Origin of the sequence: Leisingera sp. M523, assembly GCF_025141335.1 — a bacterium.
Classification (GTDB): Bacteria; Pseudomonadota; Alphaproteobacteria; order Rhodobacterales; family Rhodobacteraceae; genus Leisingera.
Genome location: NZ_CP081036.1, coordinates 1920432 through 1946811, shown reverse-complemented (window position 1 = coordinate 1946811; position 26380 = coordinate 1920432). Strand labels below are relative to the sequence as shown.

Here is a 26380-nt window from a genome sequence, read left to right as displayed (position 1 = left end):
CAATTTAAAAATACCTCTCTGAGGTGTTTGTTTTTGTGATAGCCTCTCCTTATGGGAGAGATGTGTGTTCATATCCCTGATCGGCAAAAGCAATCCGGATACCCGCCGCAATACTTGTGCCTTTGCCCTCAGCCAGACGACACTGCCTGCCACGCTCGGTACGCAGCACACGGTCGGGCTGCGTTGCTGGATGTCGCCAGCAGAAGCTGCGAGCTGCCGCTGATGAACCTCTGCCAGGCGGCGCACCAGCGCAAACTGGAGACCGGGCGGGTCCAAATTCTGTTGCTATACGAAGTAGAGCCACTGGGGCTGGAACTGACGGCGCCCCGGCAGAGCGACGTGATACCGGTTTCGGTCTGCTGCTTGCAGCAGATCACGCACACTGATTTGCTGCAAGCCTTGGCCTGCGGTTTCGATGTCATTCACGTGCAGGCCTGCGCCAGCTCGGCCGGCAGGCTGCATCAGCAGCAGGAGGTGGAGTTGGTGCAGGTGCTGGGCGGGCTGGGCCGGATTTTGCTGTTTGACGGGGCTGAGGTCCTGGCAATGCGGCTGGCGGCAGGCATTTTCCCGTTTCCTTCGGTTGCACCGGACATATTGGCGGTGGGCAGCCGCAGGGACACCGCGCGGGCCAGCGCCGCGGCGCTTTTGCCACCCAGTGCGGACCATGTCGCCTTGCCGGAACAGGCGCCATACGGTTCCGTCAGCTTGGATGAAGACCTGTGCAATCAGTGCAGCAGCTGTGTCTGGGTTTGCCCGTCGGATGCCTTGAGCCTGACGGAAGACGGCGGCGCACTGAGCTTTGTAGAATCCTTGTGTTTTCAATGCGGCCTGTGCATTTCAATTTGTCCGCAGCGGGCGCTCAGCATGGAACCGGGTATGGATCTGTCCGCGTCTGCCGTGCTGCCGCATCTGCTGGCGGGGCAAGGTGCGGAAGATACAGGCACCCCTGGATTGGTAGAGGAGGTTGCAGTTCTGGGCAGCGCCAGTGCAGCGGCGCAAGCCTTGGGGCAAGCCCGGGGCTAGGGTGCCTGGCCTAAGACTGTACTGTTCAGCTTTGCTCCAGGAACCCGCCATACTGGCCGCGTTTGAAGATCAGCCCCTTGCCGGGGCGGGTGGTGACGCTGGCCGCTTCGCCTATGATGATGGTGTGGTCACCCGCCAGATGGGCGGCAAAGCGGCGGCAATCAAACCGGGCAATCACCCCGTCCAGCGCCGGCGCCCCCTGATCGTTCAGTTGCCATGCTGCGGCGCTGAAATCTTCGCCGTGGGCCGCGAAATGCTTGGCCAGCCCCAGTTGATCCTCTGCCATCACGTGAATCGCGAAATTCTCAGCCATAACAAAAGCATCATGGCGCAGGGACGCTTTGGCCGGGCACCACAGCAAGAGCGGCGGATCCAGCGACACGGAGGTAAAGCTATTGACCGTAATGGCCAGAGGACCGCGCGCTGTCATGGTGGTGACAACGGTCACCCCGGTGCCAAAGCAGCCGAGCGCATCGCGGTAGTCCCGGGCGGTCTCGGGCCCGGGGATAAAGCTGGTTTCGGCCATGTCGCGCGCCTTTTATCCGTTCCGGGCAGTGACCTGCCACGCATAGGGGCGATTGTCTACCTAGTTCATGTCTTCAATGAGGCGCCGGTGTTTGCGGGTCTGTTCCAGCACCGCGCCAAAGGTGCTGAGACCGCGGGCCTCCAGCATCGCCAGCATCTTGCAGAACACCTCAGCGGTGGCGCGGGCGTCGCCCATCGCCGTGTGGCGCAAGGCAGGCGGGATGGTGACGTCCAGCCGTTCGCACAGCGCGTCCAGCGTGTGGTTCTGCGAGGCGCCGAACAGAACCGCGCTAAGCAGTACCGTATCCAGAACCGGCTGATCCCAGCTGACGCCGGTGCGTTTGGCATGGCGGTGCAGAAAGGCCATGTCAAAGGGCGCGTTGTGGGCCACGATCACGGCGTCCGAGGCAAAGCGGTGAAAGGCACGGGCAGCTTCGGCAATGTCCGGCGCGCCCTGCACCATGGCGTCGCTGACCCCATGCACCTTTGTCGAGGCCGCCGGGATCGGCCGGCCCGGATCGACCAGGGTCTCAAAAGCCTCGCTGGCGATGATCCGGCCCCGCACCATGCGCAGCGCGCCGATCTGCACGATCTCGTCCTTGTGCGGCAGCAGGCCTGTGGTTTCGGTATCAAACACCACATAGCTGAGATTGCTGAGCTTGCGGCTGTTCAGCTCGGCATGATCCGTGTCCAGCAGTGCAAAGTCATAAACCAAGGGGCGCGCATCCTCCGGCGCAAGACCGGCATGGCTGCCTTCGAACAGAATGATATAGCCTGGCGCGCCGCCCAAGGGTTTCAGCCGCAAATCGAACACCTGGGTGCCGCTGGCGCTTTTGACTTCGGCCTTGACCTCCAGCCCGCTGCGCACCAGCCGGCCATAGGCGGCCTCCAGCCCGGTGAGGTTCAGATAGTCGGACAGCGGCGCGTTCAGCCGCGGCGGAGCTTCCTGCGCCAGAACCGCGGCGGCCTGACCGTCATACAGTACGATCTGATGGGCGGGGTTTGCCATAATGGTGGCAATGGGGATGTCGGTCAGCAGCGCCGCAAGGCGGGACTTCTCGGCTTCCAGGTGCTCGGTTTCGCGGGCGATGGCCTCAGCCGCGGACAGCGCCGAGTCCCCCAGCTGCCCGGCCAGCCCCTCGGCGGCGGCTGCCAGATCGCCCAGGTACCGCGCGCCGCGGGTGTCCAGTTCCTTGGTCACGCCGGCATGGGCGCGGGCGCGCATGCCCGCCGCCAGCCGCTCTATCGGCTTGGCGACGTTTTCGTCAAACAACAGCCAGACCGCGGCACTGAGACCAAGGATGGCAAAGCTGCTAAGCAGGCCGGAAAAGACAAAGGCATCGGTCAGCCCGGGCTGGCCCGCGCGGGAGTAGCCGAGCCACAGCGCGCCGCCGGTGACGGCGATGCCGCCCAGCGCCAGCAGGCAGAAGAACAGAAAGATCCGCAGGCGCAGGCTGAGGCGTGACAGCATCGTTACCCTCCGCAGGCAGTTGCCAGGATCGGGTCATCGCCGCCGCCACCAACCCAATCCAGGTTTTCAGGAAGACCGCCGGCAAAACCCGTGTCCCCTGCCGCCAGCGCCCGCCGGCCGCTGCCGCAGTCCAGCCAGACCGGCAGTTTGCTGACCGGGGCCCAGCGGCCAAAGAAGTACAGTTCTCCAAGATAGATCTGCGGATGATCCGCATGGGTCTTCATCGTCGCGGTATCCAATGCGGTAAAGCGGTCGACATAAGGCACCGCATAGGTCCAGGGCCGGTAAAAGCTTTGGTTTTCCACCGTGTCCGCGATGACCAGCCCCTCGGGCAGGGCCGCAGCCGTGCGCGGGTACCAGCCGTATTCCGAGGCAATGGTGGCTGCGATCATTGCCAGACCTGCCGCCACCGGCGCCAGCCAGCGCGGCAGCCGCCCGCCCATGGTTTTGCCCAGCAGCATCACCACGCCCGCCGCGGCAATGCCCGCAAAGATCACTGCTATCAGTTCCAGAAACATCCGCTCTCCTCCGGGATATGCCCGGTCCATTTCATCTTTTCCAAAATACTCCCGTCCCGCTGCCCGGCAGGCGGCTTTGCCGCCGGAAGGGGAGGCTTCCGAACTCTCCGCCAATCGCAGGTGTCAGCTCAGCATGCCCTTCCCGTGCCCAACTGCCGATTGCATAGTCTTTACCACAACAAAGGCGTCCCGCAGATGACTTCGCTCAAAATCCGAAAGATCCGAGGGCGCCAGATAGTTGTCCGGAGCCTGGCCGCTGCGGATTTGTGCCGCCTGATGTTCCAGACGGGTCTGGGCGATCAGGTCGTAAGCGTCCAGCAGGTCGCGCGCACCGGAAGGGCTGAGAACCCCTGCGGTCTCTGCCGCCTCCAGCCGGGCGCGGGTGTTGACCGTGTCCAGCCGGCCTTGCAGCGCATAGATCCGGCCCAGATCCACCACCGGCACCACGCCGTTGTGTTTCATATCCAAGGTGTTTCGGTGCTCGCCCGAGCGGATAGTGGCCAGCCCGCGCAACAGGCCCAGCGGCGGCGTGTGCTTCAGCGAGTTCGAAATCATGTGTGCTGTAAAGATCGTATTGGCACCAGCCGCCTTCAGGGTCTCCTGTTGCAGATCCTCGAACAGTGCAGCCTCGCCGCCGATGGGGCGCAGGTCGAACATCACCGAGGCCAGCATCTGCGCCTCTGGAACCGGCTTGGCGATCCAGCCGCGGAAATAGTCGTGCCAGACGCGCATGGGCTGACGCCAGCGCGCATTCGACGCCATCATGTCGCCGGGGCAATAGACATAGCCGCAGGTGTTCAGCCCATCGCAGACAAATCCGGCGAACTGCGCAAAATAGCTCTCATCCTCCGGTGTCATGTCGTCCGACAGGATCAGGCAATTGTCCTGATCCGACACCCCGGTTTGCTCGCGCCGCCCTTGCGAGCCGCAGGCCAGCCACAGGTAGGGCACAGGCGGAGCGCCCAGTTTCTCCTCGGCCAGCGCCAGCAGGCGGCGGGTCACGGTGTCGGCGATGTCGGTGATCAGCCGGGTCACCACCTCATGCCGGTTGCCGCCTGCGACCAGCTGCAGCAAAAGCCGCGGGATTTCAGCGGTGACCTTGGCCATGTCTACGGCACTGCCGGCACGGGCGATGCTTGAGACCATCTCGCCTGAGCTGACCGCCTGAAACCGGGTGAGGTCGGTCTGGGTGACGATCCCGACCAGCTTTCCGGCCTCAACCACCGGGACATGGCCGATGCCGTGCTCCATCATCATATGCAGCACGTCCGAGCCGATGGCAGAGGGCGCCAGCGTCAGCGGGTCCGGGGTCATCGCGTTACAGACCGGAGTGGAGATGGGTTTGCCCGCGGCAAGGATCTTGCCGGTCAGGTCGCGGGTGGTGAGGATGCCTTGCAGCCTGTCCCCGTCGGTCACGCAGACCGAGGAGATGAAGTGGTCGCGCATCAGCTGTGCCGCACTTTGACAGGTAATACCGTTGGAGCAGGTGACCGGCTCGCGCGCCATGATGGCCTCGACGCGGGTGGTGGCCAGGTTGCTGGTCTCCTGCGCGCCGGGGCGGCGGCGGTCGAAAAATTTGGCGACTTGCGGCTGATCTGCCATCAGGGCGTGGAATTTTGCCTTGGGCAGCAGCAGCAGCAGCGTCTCTGTGGTGGCCTGGGCTGAGGTCACCGCCCGGCCGCTGCGGGTCAGCCCGCGCTCGCCGAATGAATTACGCGGGCCGAGGATCGAGACGGGAATATTGTTTTCATCCGTCACTTCGACTTCGCCGGTGTGGACCAGGTAAAGGCCCTGCAGATCCTCGTCCAGCGCATAGACGGGATCGCCTGCGGCGGCCTCGATCTGTTGGAACTGGAAGGCCAGATCCTGCAGCAGCGCAGGCTCCAGGCTATCATAAGGGTGAACCGACGTCAGAAAGCGGAGCAGGGCGGCGTCAGATAGGGGCATGGGCATACCTGCATGAAATCAGGAAAAAAATGGCCCCGCCAGTAAGAACCGGACGGGACCATGAGGAAAAAGGCGGGCCGCAGGGCAGCCCGCCCAGGGGAGGTTCAGTGGTCCTGCGCAACTCCGGCACCGCGCGGGATGCGGACGCTTTCCACCAGCTCTTCGATCTCGGCGGGGATGGCCGCGGTCGATTTCGAGACGATGAAGGCGACTGCAAAGTTCACCATCGCGCCAACCGCACCAAAGGAGGTGGATTTGATGGTGCCCAGCAGCGGGTCTGCGTCAGTAAAGGAGTTGGTGTCCGGGATGAACAGCCAGCCTTTGTGCAGGAAGATGTAGACCAGAGTCACACCCAGACCTGCCAGCATGCCAGCCACGGCGCCCTTGTTGTTCACCTTGGTGAAGATGCCCATCATCAGCGCCGGGAAGATTGAGGCAGCTGCGAGGCCGAACGCCAGCGCCACGGTCTGCGCGGCAAAGCCCGGAGGGTTGAGGCCCAGATAGGTGGCCACTGCGATGGCCACACCCATGGCGATACGGGCCGACAGCAGCTCATTCTTTTCCGAGATGTTCGGATTGATCGAGCCTTTGATCAGGTCGTGGGACACCGCCGAGGAGATCGCCAGCAGCAGGCCCGCCGCGGTTGACAGCGCAGCCGCAAGACCGCCGGCAGCAACCAGGCCGATCACCCAGCTGGGCAGGTTGGCAATCTCAGGATTGGCCAGAACCAGGATGTCGCGGTTGAACTTGGTCAGCTCATTGCCGGCCCAGCCGTTTGCCGCGGCAGTTGCCTGCAGTTCTTCGGATTTGTCGTTGTAGTACTGGATCGCACCGTCGCCGTTCTTGTCTTCCCAGGCCAGCAGGCCGGTTTTCTGCCAGGTGGCCATCCAGTCGTATTGCGGATCGTTTTCGATCTGCTGCACGGTCACAGCGCCGCCTTCGATGCCGCCATTGGGCCACATCATTTCGGTGATGTTCAGACGCGCCATGGCGCCAACTGCCGGAGCGGTCAGGTACAGAAGCGCGATGAACACCAGCGCCCAGCCGGCCGACCAGCGGGCATCAGCCACTTTGGGGACGGTGAAGAAGCGCATGATCACATGGGGCAGGCCCGCGGTGCCGATCATCAGCGACAGGGTGAACAGCACCATGTTGAAAGTGTCGGAATGATGCGCGGTGTATTCATTAAAGCCCAGCTCGCGGACAATGGCGTCCAGCTTGGCCAGCAGCGGTTCACCGGATGCGGCGTGATCGCCGAACAGGCCCAGTGCCGGAACCGGATTGCCGGTCAGCTGCAGCGAGATGAAGATCGCCGGGATGGTGTAGGCCATGATCAGAACGCAGTATTGCGCCACCTGAGTATAGGTCACGCCCTTCATGCCGCCGAACACGGCGTAGGCGAACACAACACAGGCGCCGATCAGCAGGCCGGTGGTGTTGGAAACCTCCAGGAAGCGGCCAAAGGCCACGCCGACACCAGTCATCTGCCCGATCACATAAGTGGTCGAGGCAACGATCAGGCAGATCACCGCCACGATGCGCGCGGTCGGCGAGTAGAAGCGGTCACCGATGAATTCGGACACGGTGAACTTACCGAACTTGCGCAGGTAGGGGGCAAGCAGCAGCGCCAGCAGCACATAGCCGCCGGTCCAGCCCATCAGGAAGGTGGAGTTGTCATAGCCGGTGAAAGCAATGAGGCCCGCCATCGAGATGAAAGACGCCGCCGACATCCAGTCAGCCGCGGTTGCCATGCCGTTGGTGACAGGGTGAACACCCCGGCCGGCGGCATAGAATTCAGATGTGGAGCCCGCGCGGGCCCAGATCGCGATGCCGATGTAAAGCGCAAAAGACGCGCCCACAAACAGCAGGTTGATGGTAAACTGGTCCATCTTATTCTTCCTCCACGCCGTATTCGCGGTCCAGCTTGTTCATCCGGAACGCGTAGAAAAAGATCAGCCCCAGGAACACCAGGATCGAACCTTGCTGGGCGAACCAGAAGCCAAGATCGGCGCCGCCGACGCTGATGCCCGACAGGGCAGGGCGCAGCAGGATGCCAAAGCCGAATGAAACAACAGCCCAGATCACCAGGCTGACAAGAATGATGCGTACGTTCGCCGCCCAATAGCCTTTATCGGCCTCGGCGGTTTTTGCCGCATTTGTGGTTTGGTCCGCCATGAGCGGCTCCTCCTTCTTCCTCCTGAGCTGCTTTGCGCACGCGGCGCCGGGCAGACTCTCTCCGTTTGCCTGCGGCCGTGGTCACGGCGTGCAGGCATGACTCCTCTGGTCCGCCAAGGCGGTGCCTTCGGGTATTCAAATGTCCGGGGACGGGGTCCTGCCGGGTCAGGCAGGCCCCGTTTCTTGGTTATTGGCCGGTGGCCGTGGTCACGATGGCCGCCATGTCCCGGGCAATATCCGCGATATCGCCCATGGCATTTGTTGTCTGCAGCACGTCCTTGCCGCCGTAGTAGTCAATCAGCGGCGCGGTCTGCGCGTGATAGGCCTCCAGCCGGCTGGCAACGGTTTCCGCGTTGTCGTCGGCGCGGCGTTTCATCTCTGTGCTGCCGCATTTGTCGCATTTCCCGGCCTCGGCGGGCTGCTTGAAGCTGTCGTGGTAGCCCTCGCCGCAGCCGCCGCAAGTGTAGCGGCCCGAGATCCGTGTCACCATGGCGGCGTCGTCCACCTCAAGGCTGATCGCGGCGTTGATCTTTTGCTGGGTTTCCGCCAGCAGCTCGTCCAGTGCGGCAGCCTGCACGGTGGTGCGGGGGAAGCCGTCAAGGATAACGCCCTTGGTGCAATCAGGTTCTGTCAGACGGTCGCGCAGGATGTTGATCACAATCTCGTCGCTGACCAGCTGGCCTGCTTCCATCACGGCCTTGGCGGCCAGACCGGCGGGTGTGCCCGCGGCAACGGCTTCGCGCAGCAGGTCGCCGGTCGACAGCTGCACATAGCCGAATTTTTCTTCAAGCATCCGCGCCTGGGTGCCCTTGCCGGCGCCCGGAGGCCCCAGCAGGATCAGAACAGCGGGACGGGTTAATACTGCCATATTCATTGGTCAATCACCCCTTGTTCGCACGGTTTTGGATCAGGTCATCGACCACCGAAGGATCGGCGAGGGTCGAGGTGTCGCCCAGCGAGCCGAAGTCGTTCTCGGCGATCTTGCGCAGGATGCGGCGCATGATTTTGCCGGAGCGGGTTTTCGGCAGACCGGGTGCCCACTGAATGACGTCCGGCGAGGCAATCGGCCCGATCTCGGTCCGGACCCAGGTGCGCAGCTCCTTTACCAGCTCATCCGACGGCTCGCGGTCGTTCATCAGGGTCACATAGCAATAGATACCCTGGCCCTTGATCTCATGCGGGTAGCCGACCACGGCGGACTCGGCCACGGCGGGATGCGCCACCAGCGCGCTTTCGACCTCAGCCGTGCCCATGCGGTGGCCGGAGACGTTGATCACGTCATCGACGCGGCCAGTGATCCAGTAATCGCCATCCTCGTCGCGGCGGCAGCCGTCGCCGGTGAAGTAGTAGCCCTTGTAGTCGGAGAAATAGGTCTTCTCGAACCGTTCATGGTCGCCCCAGACGGTGCGCATCTGGCCCGGCCAGCTGTCCTTGATGCACAGCACGCCCTCAACGCCGTTGCCGGTGATCTCGACACCGCTGGCCGGGTCCAGGACCACCGGCTGGATGCCGAAGAAGGGCTTCATCGCGGCACCTGGCTTCATCGCATGGGCACCCGGCAACGGCGTCATCAGATGGCCGCCGGTCTCGGTCTGCCACCAAGTGTCGACGATCGGGCATTTGCCCTTGCCGACAACCTCGTTGTACCAGTTCCAAGCTTCCGGGTTGATCGGCTCGCCCACGGTGCCCAGCACCTTGAGATCGCTCAGATCGCATTTCTCAACCCATTCGTTGCCCTGGCCCATCAGCGCACGCAGCGCGGTGGGGGCGGTGTAGAACTGGTTGACTTTATGCTTTTCGCAGACCTGCCAGAAGCGGGAGGCATCGGGATAGGTCGGCACGCCCTCGAACATAAGTGTGGTGGCGCCATTGGCCAGCGGCCCATAGACGATATAGCTGTGGCCGGTGACCCAGCCCACGTCCGCGGTGCACCAGTAGACATCGCCATCGTGGTAATCGAATGTGATCTCATGCGTCATCGCGGCATAGGCCAGATAGCCGCCGGAAGTATGCACAACGCCCTTGGGCTGGCCGGTGGAGCCGGAGGTGTAGAGGATGAACAGAGGATCTTCGGCGTTCATCTCGGCGGGCGCGCAGTAATCCTCTGCTTCCAGTGCCATCTCGTTATAGTCATAGTCGCGGCCGTCGACCCAAGTGGTCTGGCCGCCGGTGCGTTTGACCACCAGGCATTTTACCGTGTCCTTGGTGTGCAGCAGCGCGGCGTCGGCGTTGGATTTCAGCGCCGTCTTGCGGCCGCCGCGCGGCGCCTCGTCGGCGGTGATCACAACCTTGGCGTCGCAGCCGTTGATCCGGGCCGCCAGGGCATCGGGGGAGAAACCGGCAAAAACGATTGAGTGAATGGCGCCGATCCGGGCGCAGGCCAGCATCGCATAGGCTGCTTCGGGGATCATCGGCAGGTAGATCACCACCCGGTCGCCTTTGCGCACGCCCATTGATTCCAGGATGTTGGCCATCCGGCAGGTGCGGCGGTGCAGCTCCTTATAGGAGATATGCTGCGCCGCTTCTTCGGGGCTGTCCGGTTCCCAGATGATCGCGGTCTGGTCGCCGCGGGTTTCCAGATGGCGGTCGATACAGTTGGCAGAAACGTTCAGGGTGCCGTCGGCGTACCAGTTGATCGAGACGTTGCCGAAGCTGTAGTTCACATCTTTCACCTGGGTGAAAGGCTTGATCCAGTCGATGCGCTTGCCCTGTTCGCCCCAGAACCCGTCCGGGTCAGTTAGCGAGGCGTCATACATCTCTTGATACTTGGCGGCAGTCACATGCGCCCGGGCAACGGTTTCGTCGGACGGCGGATAGACAGCGTCTGCGTGCAACGCGTTCATTCGATTTCCTCCCAGAAATTTTATTGGCAAGACAAACGACAACGCTGTGCCGTGGCTGTCAAACCGTTTCCTCCTGGGGCTAGATAATACCGCAGATTGAAAATTTGTGAATAAAACACCGATATCAAAGAGTTTATCTGTAAACGAATTTCAAGTTTTCAGAGGTTCTTGTAAATGATAGCGCATGCAAACGCATACCACCGCATGTTTTCATAGGCTTTTCTGTAAATTCCACCATTGGCCGTTTACGGCTTCTATCCCCGTTATCGGCTTGGCAGCGGCGTACTGCCGCAGCTTCCGGCGCCTTTGCACCTGCGGCATATTGTGCCGGTGCGGCGGAACCAGTGCTCCGCGGGCAGCGCGAGTCGCTGCGTCACCTTTCCCTCCGGGGGGCTTGGCAGAGCGTATCTGTGCCGCTAGCCTGACCGTCAAGCGCACCGCGCCGGCCCGATGCCGGATCGAAAAGGGCGCAATTCGGGAGAGTTACATCATGAACAGATTTCTGACCGCCGCCGTGGCGGCAACTGCCGGTTTTGCAATGGCAGGTGAGGCTGCGGCCACCGAGTGGAACGTGTCCCTGTGGGGCAAGCGCCGGGCGTTCACCGAACATGTGGAAAAACTGGCTGAGCTGGTCAGTGAAAAGACCGGCGGCGAATTCACCCTGAACATCAGCTATGGCGGGCTCAGCAAGAACAAGGAGAACCTCGACGGCATCTCCATCGGCGCGTTTGAGATGGCGCAGTTCTGTGCCGGCTACCACCGTGACAAGAACCCCTCGATCACCGTGCTGGAACTGCCGTTTCTGGGTGTGAACACGCTGGACGAAGAGGTGGCCGTGGCCAATGCGGTCTACGCGCATCCGGCGGTGCTGGCGGATCTGGCGCGCTGGAATGCCAAGCTGCTGATGACCTCGCCGATGCCGCAGTACAATATCGTCGGCACCGGCGAACCGCGTGATGAGCTGGCAGAGTTCAAGGATATGCGGGTGCGCGCCACCGGCGGCATCGGCAAGGCGTTCTCGGCTGTTGGCGCGGTGCCGACCTCGGTCACTGCAACCGAAGCCTATAATGCGATGGAATCCGGCGTTGTGGACACGGTTGCCTTTGCCCAGCACGCGCATCTGGCCTTTGGCACCATCAATCGCGCAGACTGGTGGACCGCAAACCTGAACCCCGGCACCGTGAACTGTCCGGTGGTGGTGAACACCGATGCCTATGACGCCCTCAGCGACGCTGAACGCGAAGCGCTCGACAGCTCGGTCGAGGAGGCGATCGGCCACTATCTGGCCAACTACGGCGCGCTGCTGGAGAAATGGGACGGCGTGCTGGCCGAGAAGGGCGTCGAGAAAGTCACCATCTCCGACGACCAGCTGGCCGAGTTCCGCAAAGTGGCCGCCGACCCGATCCGCGCCCAATGGATCGAGGACATGAGCGCCCAGGGCCTTCCGGCGCAGGAACTTTATGATCTGGTGCAAAAGACCCTCAGCGATCACCGTTCGGGCAGCTGATCCTGACGCAACACAAAAGGGGCCGGGCTGCTCAGGTCCGGCCCCTTTTGCCTTTGATGACACGAAAAGACGGGGGCGGGCATGGCAGGCAGCGCAGCAGTGCTGGAGGACGGCAGCCTGATCAGCAGGCTGGACCAGCGGTTAGTGAAAGCGGAGCGCCTGCTGGCGCTTTTGAGCGGCATCGCGGTGTTTTCACTGATGATCCTGGCTGTGGTTTCGGTTGGCGGACGCAATGCGATGAACGCGCCGCTGCCCGGCTATGTGGACTGGATCGAACAGATCATGCCGCTGATTGCCTTCATGGGCATTGCCTATGTGCAGCGCGACGGCGGCCACATCCGCATGGACATTGTTGTCGGTGCCCTGCGGGGCCGGGCCATGTGGCTGTTTGAGCTGATCTCGGTCCTGCTGATCCTGCTGCTGATCCTGGCCTTGGTCTGGGGCAGCTGGTCGCATTTCCTGCGTTCCTTTGATTTTGCCGCCCCCTGGTGGAGCCGTGACAGCTCTATCGACATCGGCATTCCGATCTGGCCTGCGAAACTGCTGGCGCCGGTCGCCTTTGCGGTTCTGGGGCTGCGGCTGATACTGCAGATCTGGGGCTATGGCAGGGCGCTGGTCCTGGGGCTGGAAACGCCCGTGGCGGTGCCGCTGGTGCTAAGTGCTGCGGAACAAGCGGCGGCAGAGGCGGATCAATTGGCTGGCCATGACACCAATGGCAGCGGGCAGGGGTAAGGCAGATGGAACCCATTGAAATCGGCCTGTGGGTCACGGGCGGCCTGCTGGCGATGGTTGTGCTGGGGATGCGGGTGGCCTTTGCCGCCGGTCTTGCGGGCCTTATCGGCCTGACCTGGATTTTCTGGGCCAAGTTCGGCTATGATCCGGCGCGGTTTGGCAAGGCTCTGACGGTCTCGGTAAAGATCGCAGGCCAAGTGCCGCACTCCAAAGTGTCATCACAGGCGCTGTCGCTGATCCCCACCTTCATCCTGATTGGCTATCTGGCCTATTATGCGGGGCTGACGAGCGCCTTGTTCGAGGCAGCCAAACGCTGGATCGCCTGGCTGCCGGGCGGGCTGGCGGTGTCCACCGTGTTTGCCACCGCAGGGTTTGCCGCGGTATCGGGAGCATCCGTCGCCACATCAGCCGTCTTTGCCCGCATCGCCATCCCCGAAATGCTGGCAATCGGCTATAACAAGCAATTTGCGGCAGGGGTTGTTGCGGCGGCGGGCACGCTGGCGTCGCTGATCCCGCCCTCGGCCATTCTGGTGATCTATGCCATCATCGTCGAGCAGGACGTGGGAAAGCTGCTGCTGGCAGGCTTCATCCCCGGTGCCTTCAGCGCAATTGTCTATGTGGCGCTGATCGTCGGCATTGCATTGGTGTTCAAGAACGTCGGCCCGCCGGTGCGCGGCTTTACCTGGCGGCAGCGGTTTCAATCGCTGCCCGGCGCGCTGCCGATCATCTTTGTCGTCGTGATCATCATCTGCTTTGTCTACAATCCCTTTGGCGGCGACGCCTGGGGCACGCCAACCGAGGGCGGTGCCATCGGCGCCTTCATCGTGTTTCTCTATGCGCTGAAGGAAGGGATGAAATGGGCGGAGCTGAAGTCGGCGCTCTTGGAAACCGCCAAGCTCACCGTGATGATCTTCACCATCATCTGGGGCGTCCTGATCTATGTGCGCTTCCTTGGCTTTGCCGATCTGCCGGGGGCGTTTTCGGATTGGATCACCGCGCTGGAAATGCCGCCGATGGTGATCCTGATCTGCATCCTGCTGGCCTATGCGGTTCTGGGCATGTTCATGGATGCAATCGGGATGCTGCTGCTGACGCTGCCGGTGGTCTACCCCGCGGTGATGGCGCTGAACGGCGGCGAGAGTGTAGCGGCCGCAGACAGCGCATTCGGCATGAGCGGCACCATGTGCGCGATCTGGTTCGGCATACTGGTGGTAAAGATGGCCGAATTCTGCCTGATCACCCCGCCGATTGGCCTCAATTGCTTTGTGGTGGCCGGCGTACGCGATGATCTGAGCGTGCAGGATGTGTTCAAGGGTGTGACCCCGTTTTTCATTGCCGACGCCGTGACAATTGCGCTGCTGGTCGCCTTTCCGGGAATTGTGCTCTACCTGCCGTCCTTGGCGGGGTAAGGACGGGCGCTCAGGGCCGCCGATGCAGTTCGGCTTGGCAGGCGGCGGCGCAGGGTCCATATGGCGCGGCATGAGTGATTTTGCGCCCTTGCACCAGGCAGCCCGACAGTTGGCGGTCTCGATAGCAGGCCCGTGCGGCTGAGTGTATCATCTTGAATTCGAGCGGTTTTCAGGGTTTAAACTGGCGTGTAGCATTCTTCTGGAAATCATCTCTGCCTGATTGTGCAGTCGTGCTTTACTCGCCTGAAGATGCAACACTTCTGCCCGCACGAAAATTTGTGCCGAGACACCGTGAGGTGTCCCGGCCATTCCGTTGAGTCTCTTTATGACCATAACCCGCCCGATGTCCTGATCCGGTGTTATGCGTTGTTTGACAAGGTATTGCGCAGCAAAGCCCGAGAAGGGGCAGAAGGTTCAGGGACTGTTTCCGCCATGACATGGCGGAACCACTTTCGGCGTCCTTTGACGGTTGCACAGCGTGCTGAAGCCGGGCACCTGCCAGTCCAGTCTGGCCATCCGCGGCAAACTTACCACGAAGCTCGTGGAGTGCCGCCACGGCAGGCCGGGCAGTACATTCAAGATTAGACAAGTCTGGGTTGCGGCGTCGCAGAAATGCTACTGGCGCCGGTTTCCGGAAGGTGGCGGGACCCGGATCATGTCGCCATCAAACCAAGCCTATAACGGTTCCCGCTGCCTCAATGTTTCATTGCAGGACGGCAAATCCGTGACCTTGTGCTTTGCCGGGCCCCGACTGCTGTGTTTTCTCGATATCATGCTGGATGCACGCTCGAACCAATGGTGCTGCATATACTCAATGTTCAGCGTCGGCATACCAACACCCGGATCATCAACTACCTGCCTGCGCGGCAGCCCGCAGGTCAGTGCAAAAGGTACCGCATCCTGGCGGAATTCGTCCGTCCTTTTCAGCCCCACAATCAGTTTCCTTTGTTGCAGTAAATGCTGTCAAAGGCGCGGCATCAAACCGCTGCAGCTCCACGGAGGCAGCGATGTAGACTGTAGGCGCGATCAATAGCTTGCCATCTGGTGCGACAAGCAAAGGAATGGTTGATCCAGTGCTCAGGTCAAATTGCGGATCGTCATGGTGATTGTTCACATCTCCTCGAAAAGGGAAACACGAAACAGTGGTGTCGTAACGTGAAAGGGCTGGCAAATGCCAACCCTTTGCTTTTGTTTATAAAACGGAGAGACTTCACATGCCGAGAGCATAGCCCGTTAGAACGGGATTTCGTCGTCATCGATGTTATGGGACGCGCCGCCGCCGAAATTGCCGCCGCCACCAGCACCGCCGCTGCCGCCTTGCTGGCCGCTGTCATAACCGCCGCCGTAACCGCCGCCCTGGCTGCCGCCGCCATAACCGCCGCCACCGCCACCGTCCTGGCCGCCGCCGCCTTCACCGCGGCCGTCAAGCATGGTCAGGGTGGAGCCGAAGCCTTGCAGGACGATTTCGGTCGAATACCGGTCCTGGCCGCTTTGGTCCTGCCATTTGCGGGTCTGCAGCTGGCCTTCGATATAGACCTTGGAGCCTTTGCGCAGATACTGCTCGGCAACGCGCACAAGACCTTCGCTGAAGATGGCCACAGAGTGCCACTCGGTCCGCTCGCGGCGTTCACCGGTGTTGCGGTCCTTCCAGTTTTCCGAGGTGGCAATGCGCAGGTTGCACACCTTGCCGCCGTTCTGGAAGCTGCGCACCTCCGGGTCGCGGCCCAGATTGCCGATGAGCATGACTTTATTAAGAGAGCCGGCCATAGGGTTCCGTCCTTTTTTTCCTGAATGTCCTGTCCAGCACCGGTCCGGCGCGAATCCGTCCGGGCTGCTTGAGTGGCACAGTACAGACCTGTGCAAGGTGAGGAAAGCAGCTCTCTGGGGATGATTTTGCAGGAGTTTGCGCTGCAATGATGACGGATTGCGCCGGTGTTGCTTTAAATTTCTTCTGCATTGGTTATATTTGCGCAAAGTGGGACAGTGTTGGGACAGCGGAAATGCGCAAAGCCGTTGCGGGGTTGGTGATTGCCATGGTCGGGGCAGGGCAGCCTGCTGCCGCCGATGTATTGAGCACCAAGAACCGGCGGGATTTGTTTTCCGCCCACACCAGGGTGCTGGATGGCCGTGCGGCGACCCAGTACAAGAACTCAACCCGGCTGCAGCCCAAGACCTATCAGATCCCTTCAGCCGCGGGCACGCTGCCCTATAGCGGCAAGTACCGCGGCCAATATCTGCAGCTGGCGCGGGACGCGGCGCGCCAGCACGGTGTGCCCGAAGATCTGTTCCTGCGCTTGGTGCAACAGGAGAGCAATTGGAACCCGAACGCCAAATCGCACAAAGGCGCGTTGGGCCTGGCACAGCTGATGCCTGCAACTGCACGGGCGCTGGGGGTCAACCCTGCGGTGCCGCAGCAGAACCTGGAGGGCGGCGCGCGGTATCTGGCGCGGCAGTTCCGCAAATTCGGGTCCTGGCGTCTGGCGCTGGCAGCCTATAACGCCGGTCCGGACGCGGTGAAGAAATACGGCGGGGTGCCGCCCTATAAGGAAACCCAGAACTACGTGAAGAAGATCTGGGGCAGCTGACGCGCCGTTTTATTAACCTGTGGGTAAGTTCCCTTAATGCCCCGTTAACTCCGTGATAGCGTCACGCATTTGCCTTAAATTTTTATGAATCTGCCCTCAAGTTCTGGAGGGAATAGCTTGTATACCAACAGCTTTGATGAGCGGATCAACCGGATTGACTGGCAGCCGAGCGCGGTTCCGACGCGGCAGATGATCGACAGTGTCCTGGCCAGCCGTCTGCCCCGGCAGCCGCGCAGTGCTGTGCTGAGCCTGGCAGGTGCCATTGTTGGCATTCTGATCGGCACCGGCCTCAAGGGCATGTCTTTGGCCGGATCTCCTTGGGGACCGGAAACCGGCCTTGCGGGTGCAATCGGCGGCGGCCTGGCGCTGGCTGGCCTGGCCGCTTCGGTAACGGCTGCCCTGTTGGCTGCGGCCAAAGGGAAAGAGGCCCCGCGGCTGATGCAGTTTGCGTCGATGAACCTGCTGATGATCGTGGTGCTGCTGCTGAGCTGAACAAGACGGCCCCCGTGGGAGTGGGGGACAGGCGCCATGGTCTGGTGAAAGGCGAATGGCCAGATCTGTTGAAACTTGGCGCAGAGATTAAGAAAACGTTCTTGGGTCGCTGGAAAGCGGCAGGGTTGCCGCGGTTCTTGCCTGTCGCTTAACGGCTGGTTCATCTGAGTATTGCTATCTTGATGACGGCCATGTTTCAGAAGGGAACCAGAATGACACTCCAAGGGTCGAATTTTCAATGCAATTCGGAAGCATCGGAAACCGATCTGGCGCACGCTGATCGGCTGATCGAGCAGAAGGATTTTGCCCAGGCGCTGCAGGTCCTGCTGCCGGTGCTTAAGAGCGGTGGGATAAATGCGGGCGTTCTGGACCGCGCGGCGGTTTGCTATCATGCGTTGGGGGATGCGCCGACGGCTATTTCTTTGATGGAATTCGTTACCGGAAACTGGCCTGATATGGGCGCGGCCTGGGCAAAGCTTGCTGCGATGCGCCAGACAACCGGACAGATTGAGCAGGCAATCGGTGATCTGAAGAGTGCTTTGAAGATCAATCCAAAGCATGTTGGCGTGCTGGTGTCACTCAATAGGCTGGAGCCTTTTGCAGTCCAGAGCAGTAATGCCCGGCGTCTCAAGGAGCTTTCGAAAAGCCGCAAGCTAGCGGCCAAGGAGCGCCGGATGGCGCACAATGCGATAGGAAACATCGAAGCAAAGGCTGGCAATCCTTCGCGCGCCTTCTACCATTTTCTGAAGTCCAAGAAGCTGGGGGCAGGGGAATTTGATGCCGTAGGAACGCGAACAAGGGTTCAGGATCAGAAACAGCGGTTTCAACCTTTTACTCACAAAGAAAAAGACTCTCCTGGTCCGCGTGTCATCTTTGTATGCGGTCTGCCGAGAAGCGGAACCACTTTGGTCGAGAATATTTTGCTTCGGCACAGCAAAGTAGACAGCATCGGTGAAAGCGAAGCGCTGAAGCAAACGCTGTATGAGGTTCGCGCGCAGTGCATTTCGCGTGGGTTGGGGCAGGGGTACTGGGACTGGGCTGGTCTGTTGGAGCCGCAAGAACGCGAGTCTTTCCGGCAGCTCTATTTCCAGCGGGCGTTCCATACACGGTCTTCAGAAGCACCGGTGATTGTTGACAAGATGCCGCTCAACTGCCTTGCGCTGGGGTTGGCGCAGCATCTGCTGCCGGAAGCGCGGTTTGTGTTCATGTCCCGCCACCCGTTGGATACCGGCCTATCCAATATCATGGCTGATTTTGCTCGGGGCAATGCATTTACCCGACGAATGGACTGGCTGGGCGAGATGACCCGGCTGATCTATGACTCTGCCTGGGACTATCAGGACAAGCTTGGCGGCCAGTTCAGGGCGCAGTCCTACCGCGCGCTAGTGAGCGCCCCCCAGCCGCAGATCGCTCGGCTGCTGGAGCATTCGGGGCTGGAGTGGGAGGATAGCTGTCTATCCCCGGAAAAGTCCAGCAAGGCTGTGGTCACTGCTTCGCTAGTTCAGGTCCGTAAGACGATCAACACCGCAGCGCTGGACAAATGGAAGTCCTTTTCTGCACAGCTGGAGCCGTTAAAAGAATCCTTAGGCGGCGATGAATGGATCGCTGAATGGGAAGACTGGGACAACACGCTGCACGGCGGCTAGCAGCGGAGACAACAACGGGCCGGGGAATTTTCCGGCCCGTATGTTTTCGTGTGAGTTACCCTCACTCCGCCGCAACCTTGATCACCGGTGTCATGCGCTCCAGCACCTCGTCGCTAAGGTGGCATTTGATCTGATGGCCGTCTTCCAACTGGCGCACAGGCGGCACTTCCTTATCGCACAGCCCCCCTGGAACTTCGGACTTCCAGCGGCAACGGGTCTGGAACGGGCAGCCCGGCGGCGGGTTCATCGCCGAAGGGATGTCGCCCTCCAGCACGATGTGCTCTTTCACGATTGAGGTGTCGGCAATCGGCACCGCCGACAACAGCGCCTCGGTGTAGGGGTGGTAGGGCGGCGAGAACACCTGATCGGTGTCGCCCAGTTCCACCACATGGCCGAGATACATCACCATCACCCGGTCGCTGAGGTAGCGCACGATCGACAAATCGTGGGAGATGAACAGCAGCGTGGTTTTCTCCTTGCGCTGGATCTCCATCAAGAGGTCGGTCACCGCCGCCTGCACCGACACATCCAACGCCGAGACGGGTTCGTCCGCCACCACAATACGTGCACCGCCGGCAAAGGCGCGGGCGATGCCCACGCGCTGCTTCTGGCCGCCTGACAGTTGCCGCGGCATCCGGTCGGCAAAGGCGCGGGGCAGCTTTACCAGGTCCAAAAGCTCCAGCATCCGCTTTTTGCGCTCGGCTTCAGAGTTGCCGATGCCGAAGATTTCCAGCGCCCGTATGATCTGGCGGCCAACCGACATTGACGGGTTCAGCGTGTCGAAGGGGTTCTGGAAAACCATTTGCACGTCCGAGACAGTCCTGGTGTCGCGCTCCTCGATCGGGATCTGTTCGATGTTCTGATTGTCCAGCAGGATTTGGCCTTCGGTGGCGGTTTCCAGGCCCATCAGCACTTTGGCAAAGGTGGACTTGCCGCAGCCGGATTCACCGACGATGGCCAATGTCTCAGACTCGCGTGCCTCGAAGCTGAGCGTTTCGTTGGCTTTCACCACCTTCTTCTCGCCGCCGCCGAACAGGGCGTTGGCTGCGACCTCATAGTATTTCTTGAGGTTTTCCATCTTGAGAACAACCTTGCCAGGCGCGGTTTTTTCCTTCGTCTCAGCCAAGGTAATCGGGGCGTTCCAGTCGATTTCCTGGAACTTCAGACAGCGGGTTTCATGGCGGTCGTTGCCATGCACCGGCGACATCGGAATAATCATATCCTGATCGCAGCGGCCTTGTTCGAAATAGTCGCAGCGCGGCCCGAAGTTGCAGCCGTTGGGGCGTTCGTGGGGCAGGGGGAAGTTGCCGGGAATGGCCACCAGCGGGCGCGAGTTCTTGTCGGCGCCCGGCAGCGGGATTGAGCGGAACAGGGCCTGAGTATAGGGATGCTGCATTTCATCAAACACATCCGCGATCGAGCCGCGCTCAACCGCTTCGCCGGAATACATCACGCACAGGCGGTCACAGGTTTCCAGCACCAGGCCGAGGTTGTGTGAGATGAACAGCATCGAGGTGCCGTATTTCTTACCCAGATCCTTCACCAGCTCAACCACGGCGGCCTCAACCGTCACGTCCAGCGCGGTGGTGGGTTCATCCAGGATCAGCAGCGACGGTTTCGACATCAGCGCCATCGCAATCACGATCCGCTGCTGCTGGCCGCCCGACAGCTGGTGCGGGAAGGAGTTCAGCATCCGCTCCGGGTCGGGCAGGCGCACGTCGGTCACCACTTCCATCGCCCGGTTATAAGCTTCCTTTTCGCTGACGCCCTCGTGGATCATCGGCACTTCCATCAGCTGCTTGCCGATTTTCATCGCCGGATTGAGCGAGGCCATCGGCTCCTGATAGATCATCGCGATCTCGTTGCCGCGGATGTCGCGCAGCTCTTCGGCGCTCATCTCGGCCAGGTCGCGGCCCTTGAACTTGATAGTTCCGCCGACAACGCGGCCGTTCTTGCCCAGGTCCTGCATGACGCCAAGCGCCACAGTGGATTTGCCGCAGCCGGACTCGCCGACCAGCCCGACAGCCTCACCCGGTTGCACGGCTACGGAAAAGTCCATCACCGCAGGAATTTCGCGCAGGCGGGTGAAGAAGGAAATCGACAGCTTGTCAATCTCAAGGATCGGGCCGTCGTATTCTTCTATTTTGCTCATATTCTTATTCTCCCTGTTGGAGCGGGAGGGGAAAAGGACCCCTTCATCTGGCTCCAATTCTCCGGGGGACCGGATGAGCCGGTCCCCCAGCCGGATCAGTCCTTAAGGCTTTCTTCGCGCAGCCCGTCCGCCAGCAGGTTCAGACCAAGAACCAGCGTCAGCAGGGCAAAGGCAGGCGGCAGCGCCGGGTGCAGGTAGATCGACAGCAGCTTGCGCCCGTCATTGATGGTCGATCCCCAGTCCGGGCTTTCCGGCGGCAGGCCAAGGCCAAAGAAACCCAGGGTGCCCAGCAGGATGGTGGTATAGCCGATGCGCAGGCAGAAATCGACGATCAGCGGCCCGCGGGCGTTGGGCAGGATCTCCCACAGCATGATGTACCAGGGGCCTTCGCCGCGGGTTTGCGCTGCGGCCACATAGTCGCGGGTTTTGATGTCCAGCGTCAGGCCGCGCACGATACGGTATACCGTGGGCGAGTTGACGAAGACCACCGAGACAAAGACCACCAGGATACCGCCGGGAATGTCGAACATATCCATCGCCCGGGGCAGGCCCCAGATCGCGTATTCCGGTGTTTTGATCAGGTAACCGCCATTGGAGACCAGCTGCAGATAGAACCAGATGATGGTCCCCAGCACAACCGGCAGCAGCCAGTTGCGCAGCTTGGGCCGGGTGTAATAGCGCGAGTTCAGCAGCACCCCGACAAAGATGATCGGGAACACAAACAGCACGATGGCCATATAGTTCGGAACACCGGTGGCGACGATTTCCGGGGTCACCAGCAGGTAGAACAGCAGGATCACCGGGAAGGCCAGGATCAGGTTTGCTGCAAACGACAGGATCGTGTCCAGGCGGCCGCCGTAATAGCCCGCGGGCAGGCCCAGGGTGATCCCCACCATAAAGGCAAAGACCGCAGCCATCGGGGCGATTTTGATGACTTCCCAGGCGCCCTTGACCAGACGGCTGAAGACATCGCGGGCCAGGTTGTCACCGCCCAGCAGATACCATTCATACTGACCTTCTTCAGGGCTGCGCAGCGGCGTGCCAGGCACCTTGTTCTTCATGCCGGAAAGCTGTGCCAGCGGGTCATGGGTGATGATCATGTCCATGGCGCCGTAGACGCCGGTGAACACCCAGAACATCACCAGGCCAAAGCCGATCATGCCGATGGGGCTGTCAAACAGCTTGCCGTAAAGGCCAAGCCGCCGTTTGAAGCCGATCGAGAAAGCGTAGAGGATCACCAGGGAAATCCAAACCGGAGACAGCTGGTAGATAATACGCCCTGCAATTTCAATTGCGCTAAGAGGTTCCATTCTCTGCTGCCTTCCTTAAGAGATCCGGATACGCGGGTTCAGGTAAACATAGCCGATGTCCGAGATCAGCTGTGTCACAAGAACCACGACAACTGAGACCACAGAGACGGCCAGCAGCAGTTCGATGTCGTTGTTGCCTGCGGCTTCCACCAGGATCCAGCCGAAGCCCTTGTAGTTGAACAGGGTTTCGACAATCACCACGCCGTTCAGCAACCATGGGAACTGCAGCATGATGACGGTGAAGGGCGCAATCAGCGCATTTCGCAGCGCGTGCTTCAGAACGATGTTGTGAAAACTCACACCCTTAAGGCGGGCGGTGCGGATATACTGCGCAGTCATCACTTCGGTCATCGAGGCGCGGGTCATCCGGGCGATGTAGCCCATGCCGTACAGCGCGATGGTCAGCACCGGCAGGAAGAAGTTTTCGAAATTCGGGTTATCCATCGCCGAGGTGGCGGTGCCCTTGAACCATTTCAGACCGACGGTGGAAGATGTGAAGACAGCGATAAAGATCACCCCGGACACGTATTCCGGCGTTGCCGTCGTCAGGATTGAGGCCGTCGACAGGCTTCGGTCCGTCACCGATCCTTCGCGCATCCCCGCCAGGACACCGATGATCAGTGCCGATGGGATCATCAGGACCAGCACCCAGAACATCAGGCGGCCGGTATTGCCCAAACGCACTGCCACTATGGAGGAAACTTCGTCTTTAAAACGGGTCGAATAGCCCCAGTCACCCTGCAGAATACCGCAAAAGGTTGAGGCTTCGGCGGCCACTTCGGCTGAAACGGTGCCAGTCATGCACCGGCCTTTGAAACCCTCTTCGGTTTCTTGGGTCCAGCCGGGCAGCACGCCCAGCCATTGGCCGTATTTTGAGACCATGGAGCCGCCATAGCCGTTGGAGTCCAGCCAACTGGCCACGGCTTCGTCCGACATGCGGAAGTTGCCCTGGGTCTTGGCGAGTTTCTCAAGGTTCGGGTAAAGGTTCGTCAGGAAGAACACGATGAACGTCAGGCACAAGGCCGTCAGCAGCATCACGCCTGAACGTCGGAGAATGAAAAGTCCCATGGGGTCCCCTGTCAGTCTGGCGGATCGGACCCGGCTGCAGGTGCGGGTCTCTTATCATCTTAGCTGGAAAGCACCGCCCCATCCGGGGCGGTGCGGGTGCCGGGAGCCTGTTAGGGCTTTGCTTATGCAGCCCAGCCCCATTTGTAATGATGGTGCTCGAAGGCGACGTGCATATCCGCGCCGACAACGCCCTCGCGCATGTGGCGGTACAACGAACGCCAGTAAGGCTGGATGGTAACGCCTTCTTCCTGGATCAGCGCCTGGCCCATGGCCGAGACTTCGCGGCGCTTGTCGGCGTCGGCGATCGACAGAGCTTCTTCCAGCAGGGCGTCGAATTCAGCGTTTTCCCAACCGAATTCGTTCCAGGCTTCGCCGGACTTATAGGCGAGGGCCCAGATTTGCACACCCAGCGGGCGGTGGTTCCAGTTGGTCGAGGAGAATGGGTACTTCACCCAGTCGTTCCAAAAGGTCGAGCCGGGCAAAACGGTCCGCTTAACCTTGAAGCCTGCGTCGCGCAGCTGTGCGGCCACGGCATCGGTGGTGTTCCGGCGCCAGTCGTCGTCAATCGACAGGATTTCATGCTCGAAATCCATCATGCCGGCTTCTTCCATCAGCGCCTTGGCGCCGGCCGGATCAACCTTCTGCGGCGGCAGTTCGGCATATTCCGGATGGATCGGACCGACATGGTGGTTTTCGGCTGGCTCGCCGCGGCCGCCATAGCCCAGTTCAAGACAGACGGAGTTGTCGACAGCCATCTGGATCGCCTGGCGGACGCGTTTGTCAGCATAGGGCTTCTTGCCGTCGATTTCTGCCAGCTGGTTGGTGCGGATCACAATCGAAGACATGGTGACAACTTCGGATTTCTTGTAGCCGAGACCGTCCATCACGTCGATGAATTCACCAACCGATTCATAAAGCATGTCGACTTCGTCGGATTCCAGCGCGGCCAGCCAGGACGACGGGTCGGTGCCGAAATCGACGTATTCGATACGGTCCAAAGCGGGCTTGCCGTAAATCGCTTCGCCCCACCAGGTGTGGTTGTCGTTGCGTTCCAGGGTCGACTTCACGCCCACTTCCAGTTCGGTCAGCAGGAAAGGGCCGGTGCCGACGTTGGACAGGAAATCATTGGTCTGGAAGGACGCGTGAACAATCGCCGCCGGGTAATCCGACATGCCCGCGATCAGCGAAATGTCGGAGTTCGGCAGGTTCAGCTTCACGGTGTGGCTGTCGACCACTTCGATGCCGCCTTCAATCGCCTGGCCGGAGTCTGCGTCGATCAGGGTCGCAAAACGGCCGGCCATCGAGTTGCCTTCCAGCGACTTGTCGCACCAGCGTGCAATGTTGCGGGCCACGTCTTCGGCAGTGAAGTCGTCGCCGTTGTTCCACTTGACGCCTTTGCGGACGTTCAGCGTGTAGACGGTTGCGTCCTCGTTGACTTCCCAGCTTTCCAGCAGCATGCCGGTAAAGGAGCCGTCATTGTTGTATTCAACCAGATATTCGATGGTGCCGCGGGTCTTGTTGGCCATCTGCGACCAGTCAAATGTGCGCGGGTCCTTCAGCGGGCGGACTTCGGTCTGGATACGCAGGGTTCCGCCTTGCTTTTTCTCTTCAGCAGCTTGTACCGGTGCGGCCATGCCGATCATGCCATAGGCAGCCGTTGCGGTCACACCAAGCGCGGTGGCGCGGGTCAGGAACTCGCGGCGGTCGAGCTTGCCATCCAGCACTTCTCCGGCGTGCATCTTGGCGGCCCAGTGTACCGGTGCTCCGTTGATTGTGTCGTTGGTCATTTAGGTCTCCCTGTTATCCCGTTTGGTCATTTGTCTTGCGAAACGGATTTTGGCCCGGCGGTGTGCCGGGCGTTTTTGTTTAGCGTTTTGGATTAAAGTTTCCCCATGGCTGTATTCGGGCAGAGATATGCCGTTTCGTCAATGCACAGTTTCGGCGTTTGAAGGTAAAATTACGACATTCGGGGTGTCGGTTTCCCGAATTGAAACGGTATGCTACTGAATACTGTTCAAAACTGCCCAGTAACCGGGGCGAATTCCGCACTTGCTGGAAAACATGCAAGAATCTGCAAGCGGATCAAACTATTGTGACTTCTTGCGGGCGGCTTTGCGCACTGCGCTGGGGGTTTGACCGGCGTGCTGGGAGATGAAGCGGGTAAAGTAGGCGGCGCTGCCAAACCCCAGATGAGCAGCGATGTCGCGGATGGGCAGCTCAGAGCTGATCAGCAGTGTGCGCGCGGCGTGCAGCTGGCGCTCGGTCAGCAGGGCTGCGGCGGTCTTGCCGGTCTCGGCCTTGCAGACCCGCGTCAGGTGGGTTGGCGTGACCTTCAGCGCGGCCGCGTAATCGGCCATGGCGGCCTGGGTGCCGGGCAATTCGGCAATGCGGAGGCAGTAGGCCTGGCACAGGCGCTGCGCTGCGTTCTGCCGGGCAGCCCGTCCGGCGGGCTCCGGTTGCCGGTGCAATGCAATGGCGGCCAGTTCGCAATGTGCCTGAACGGAGCGATGCCAGAGCAGCTCCTGCGCGTTCTGCTCGCGGCTGATGGCTTCGAACAGGGCGGTCAGCCTGGCCTGGTCCTGAAGGCTGGCGAACCGCTTCTGGACCGGCGTTTCCGGAAACGGCAGCGGCAGCGGGCCGGATACCGACAGAACCTGTCCCAGGCACTGGCGGGTGAATTCGGCGGACCACAGCGTGCCGGCCGGAAGGAAGATGGCGCTGTAGGGGCCAAAGCCGCGCTGTGCGCCATTGACACAGATGCGCCCCTGTCCGCGGGTGATCCAGATCAGCAGGTGTTCGCGGCGGGTATGCGCCAACCCGGTCTGCCAGGCGCCATCGGGGGCAAGCCTGGACAAGGGGGCGGCGTGAATGTCGCCGGACAGGGTCGGATCAAATGGCATCAGATATCTTAAGCGCAGGAACAAATACGATCTGCTCCAACAGGGCATGAATCCCTGATTCTGGCAAGTTTTCGCCG

The 26380-nt window shown here is 61.0% G+C and carries 22 protein-coding genes and 1 pseudogene; 7 read left to right on the top strand and 16 right to left on the bottom strand.

Annotated elements, in window-relative coordinates:
* The first annotated feature begins 183 nt into the window (after positions 1 to 183).
* Positions 184 to 1023: an ATP-binding protein gene (locus K3557_RS09595; RefSeq protein WP_259999358.1), complete on the top strand. Its 840-nt coding sequence runs from the start codon at positions 184 to 186 to the stop codon at positions 1021 to 1023.
* Positions 1024 to 1048: 25 nt separating this feature from the next.
* Here the strand turns inward: K3557_RS09595 and K3557_RS09590 are convergent, their stop codons facing one another.
* The 8 genes from K3557_RS09590 to acs all read right to left on the bottom strand — a co-directional run bounded on the left by K3557_RS09590 (position 1049) and on the right by acs (position 10502).
* Positions 1049 to 1549 carry a flavin reductase family protein gene (locus K3557_RS09590; protein ID WP_259984688.1) on the bottom strand — a complete coding sequence of 167 codons (501 nt, stop codon included), beginning with the start codon at positions 1547 to 1549 and terminating at the stop codon, positions 1049 to 1051.
* Positions 1550 to 1609: 60 nt separating this feature from the next.
* The gene (locus K3557_RS09585) at positions 1610 to 3019 is read right to left on the bottom strand and encodes a 3'-5' exonuclease (protein WP_259999356.1); all 1410 of its coding nucleotides are present in this window, start codon (positions 3017 to 3019) and stop codon (positions 1610 to 1612) included.
* Between the two features lie 2 nt (positions 3020 to 3021).
* Positions 3022 to 3537: a hypothetical protein gene (locus K3557_RS09580; protein WP_259999355.1), complete on the bottom strand. Its 516-nt coding sequence runs from the start codon at positions 3535 to 3537 to the stop codon at positions 3022 to 3024.
* A 123-nt stretch (positions 3538 to 3660) separates the two neighbouring features.
* Positions 3661 to 5484 (bottom strand): DUF294 nucleotidyltransferase-like domain-containing protein, encoded by a 1824-nt coding sequence (locus tag K3557_RS09575; protein ID WP_259999353.1) that lies wholly within the window; start codon positions 5482 to 5484, stop codon positions 3661 to 3663.
* A gap of 104 nt (positions 5485 to 5588) precedes the next feature.
* Entirely contained in the window at positions 5589 to 7373 is a 1785-nt protein-coding gene (locus tag K3557_RS09570; RefSeq protein WP_259999351.1) for a sodium:solute symporter family protein, read from the bottom strand.
* Between the two features lies 1 nt (position 7374).
* Positions 7375 to 7659 carry a DUF4212 domain-containing protein gene (locus K3557_RS09565; protein ID WP_129370675.1) on the bottom strand — a complete coding sequence of 95 codons (285 nt, stop codon included), beginning with the start codon at positions 7657 to 7659 and terminating at the stop codon, positions 7375 to 7377.
* A gap of 187 nt (positions 7660 to 7846) precedes the next feature.
* Complete coding sequence (locus K3557_RS09560) at positions 7847 to 8533, bottom strand: adenylate kinase (protein ID WP_259999349.1); 687 nt, start codon at positions 8531 to 8533, stop codon at positions 7847 to 7849.
* Positions 8534 to 8540: 7 nt separating this feature from the next.
* A complete protein-coding gene (acs, locus tag K3557_RS09555; protein ID WP_259999347.1) occupies positions 8541 to 10502 on the bottom strand; it encodes an acetate--CoA ligase in 1962 nt (653 codons plus the stop codon).
* 490 nt (positions 10503 to 10992) lie between these two features.
* Here acs and K3557_RS09550 point away from each other — a divergent pair, with 490 nt between their 5' ends.
* From K3557_RS09550 to K3557_RS09540, 3 genes are all read left to right on the top strand, one after another.
* Positions 10993 to 12009: a C4-dicarboxylate TRAP transporter substrate-binding protein gene (locus K3557_RS09550; RefSeq protein ID WP_259999344.1), complete on the top strand. Its 1017-nt coding sequence runs from the start codon at positions 10993 to 10995 to the stop codon at positions 12007 to 12009.
* Between the two features lie 81 nt (positions 12010 to 12090).
* Positions 12091 to 12741, top strand: coding sequence for a TRAP transporter small permease subunit (locus K3557_RS09545; protein ID WP_129370679.1), 651 nt, complete (start codon positions 12091 to 12093; stop codon positions 12739 to 12741).
* A 5-nt stretch (positions 12742 to 12746) separates the two neighbouring features.
* Positions 12747 to 14150, top strand: a complete 1404-nt coding sequence (locus tag K3557_RS09540; RefSeq protein ID WP_259999342.1) for a TRAP transporter large permease — start codon at positions 12747 to 12749, stop codon at positions 14148 to 14150.
* 414 nt (positions 14151 to 14564) lie between these two features.
* Here the strand turns inward: K3557_RS09540 and K3557_RS20585 are convergent, their stop codons facing one another.
* From K3557_RS20585 to ssb, 3 genes and pseudogenes are all read right to left on the bottom strand, one after another.
* Entirely contained in the window at positions 14565 to 14729 is a 165-nt protein-coding gene (locus K3557_RS20585) for a transposase (RefSeq protein WP_409201209.1), read from the bottom strand.
* 237 nt (positions 14730 to 14966) lie between these two features.
* Positions 14967 to 15083: pseudogene (locus K3557_RS20580) on the bottom strand (IS3 family transposase); the annotation flags it as partial.
* Between the two features lie 300 nt (positions 15084 to 15383).
* Entirely contained in the window at positions 15384 to 15917 is a 534-nt protein-coding gene (ssb, locus tag K3557_RS09530) for a single-stranded DNA-binding protein (RefSeq protein WP_259999340.1), read from the bottom strand.
* A 233-nt stretch (positions 15918 to 16150) separates the two neighbouring features.
* Between ssb and K3557_RS09525 the strand changes: the two genes are divergently transcribed.
* The 3 genes from K3557_RS09525 to K3557_RS09515 all read left to right on the top strand — a co-directional run bounded on the left by K3557_RS09525 (position 16151) and on the right by K3557_RS09515 (position 18873).
* The gene (locus K3557_RS09525; RefSeq protein ID WP_259999338.1) at positions 16151 to 16735 is read left to right on the top strand and encodes a lytic transglycosylase domain-containing protein; all 585 of its coding nucleotides are present in this window, start codon (positions 16151 to 16153) and stop codon (positions 16733 to 16735) included.
* A gap of 117 nt (positions 16736 to 16852) precedes the next feature.
* Entirely contained in the window at positions 16853 to 17227 is a 375-nt protein-coding gene (locus K3557_RS09520; RefSeq protein WP_259999336.1) for a hypothetical protein, read from the top strand.
* Between the two features lie 212 nt (positions 17228 to 17439).
* Entirely contained in the window at positions 17440 to 18873 is a 1434-nt protein-coding gene (locus tag K3557_RS09515) for a sulfotransferase (protein WP_259999334.1), read from the top strand.
* Positions 18874 to 18934: 61 nt separating this feature from the next.
* Here K3557_RS09515 and K3557_RS09510 read toward each other — a convergent pair whose 3' ends face one another.
* The 5 genes from K3557_RS09510 to K3557_RS09490 form a co-directional block, all read right to left on the bottom strand.
* Positions 18935 to 21025 carry an ABC transporter ATP-binding protein gene (locus K3557_RS09510; RefSeq protein ID WP_259999332.1) on the bottom strand — a complete coding sequence of 697 codons (2091 nt, stop codon included), beginning with the start codon at positions 21023 to 21025 and terminating at the stop codon, positions 18935 to 18937.
* A 95-nt stretch (positions 21026 to 21120) separates the two neighbouring features.
* Positions 21121 to 22335: an ABC transporter permease gene (locus tag K3557_RS09505; protein ID WP_259984660.1), complete on the bottom strand. Its 1215-nt coding sequence runs from the start codon at positions 22333 to 22335 to the stop codon at positions 21121 to 21123.
* 15 nt (positions 22336 to 22350) lie between these two features.
* Positions 22351 to 23403, bottom strand: coding sequence for an ABC transporter permease (locus K3557_RS09500; RefSeq protein ID WP_259984658.1), 1053 nt, complete (start codon positions 23401 to 23403; stop codon positions 22351 to 22353).
* Between the two features lie 122 nt (positions 23404 to 23525).
* Complete coding sequence (locus tag K3557_RS09495) at positions 23526 to 25190, bottom strand: ABC transporter substrate-binding protein (protein WP_259999330.1); 1665 nt, start codon at positions 25188 to 25190, stop codon at positions 23526 to 23528.
* Positions 25191 to 25490: 300 nt separating this feature from the next.
* Positions 25491 to 26303, bottom strand: a complete 813-nt coding sequence (locus K3557_RS09490; protein WP_259999328.1) for an AraC family transcriptional regulator — start codon at positions 26301 to 26303, stop codon at positions 25491 to 25493.
* Positions 26304 to 26380: the final 77 nt, after the last annotated feature.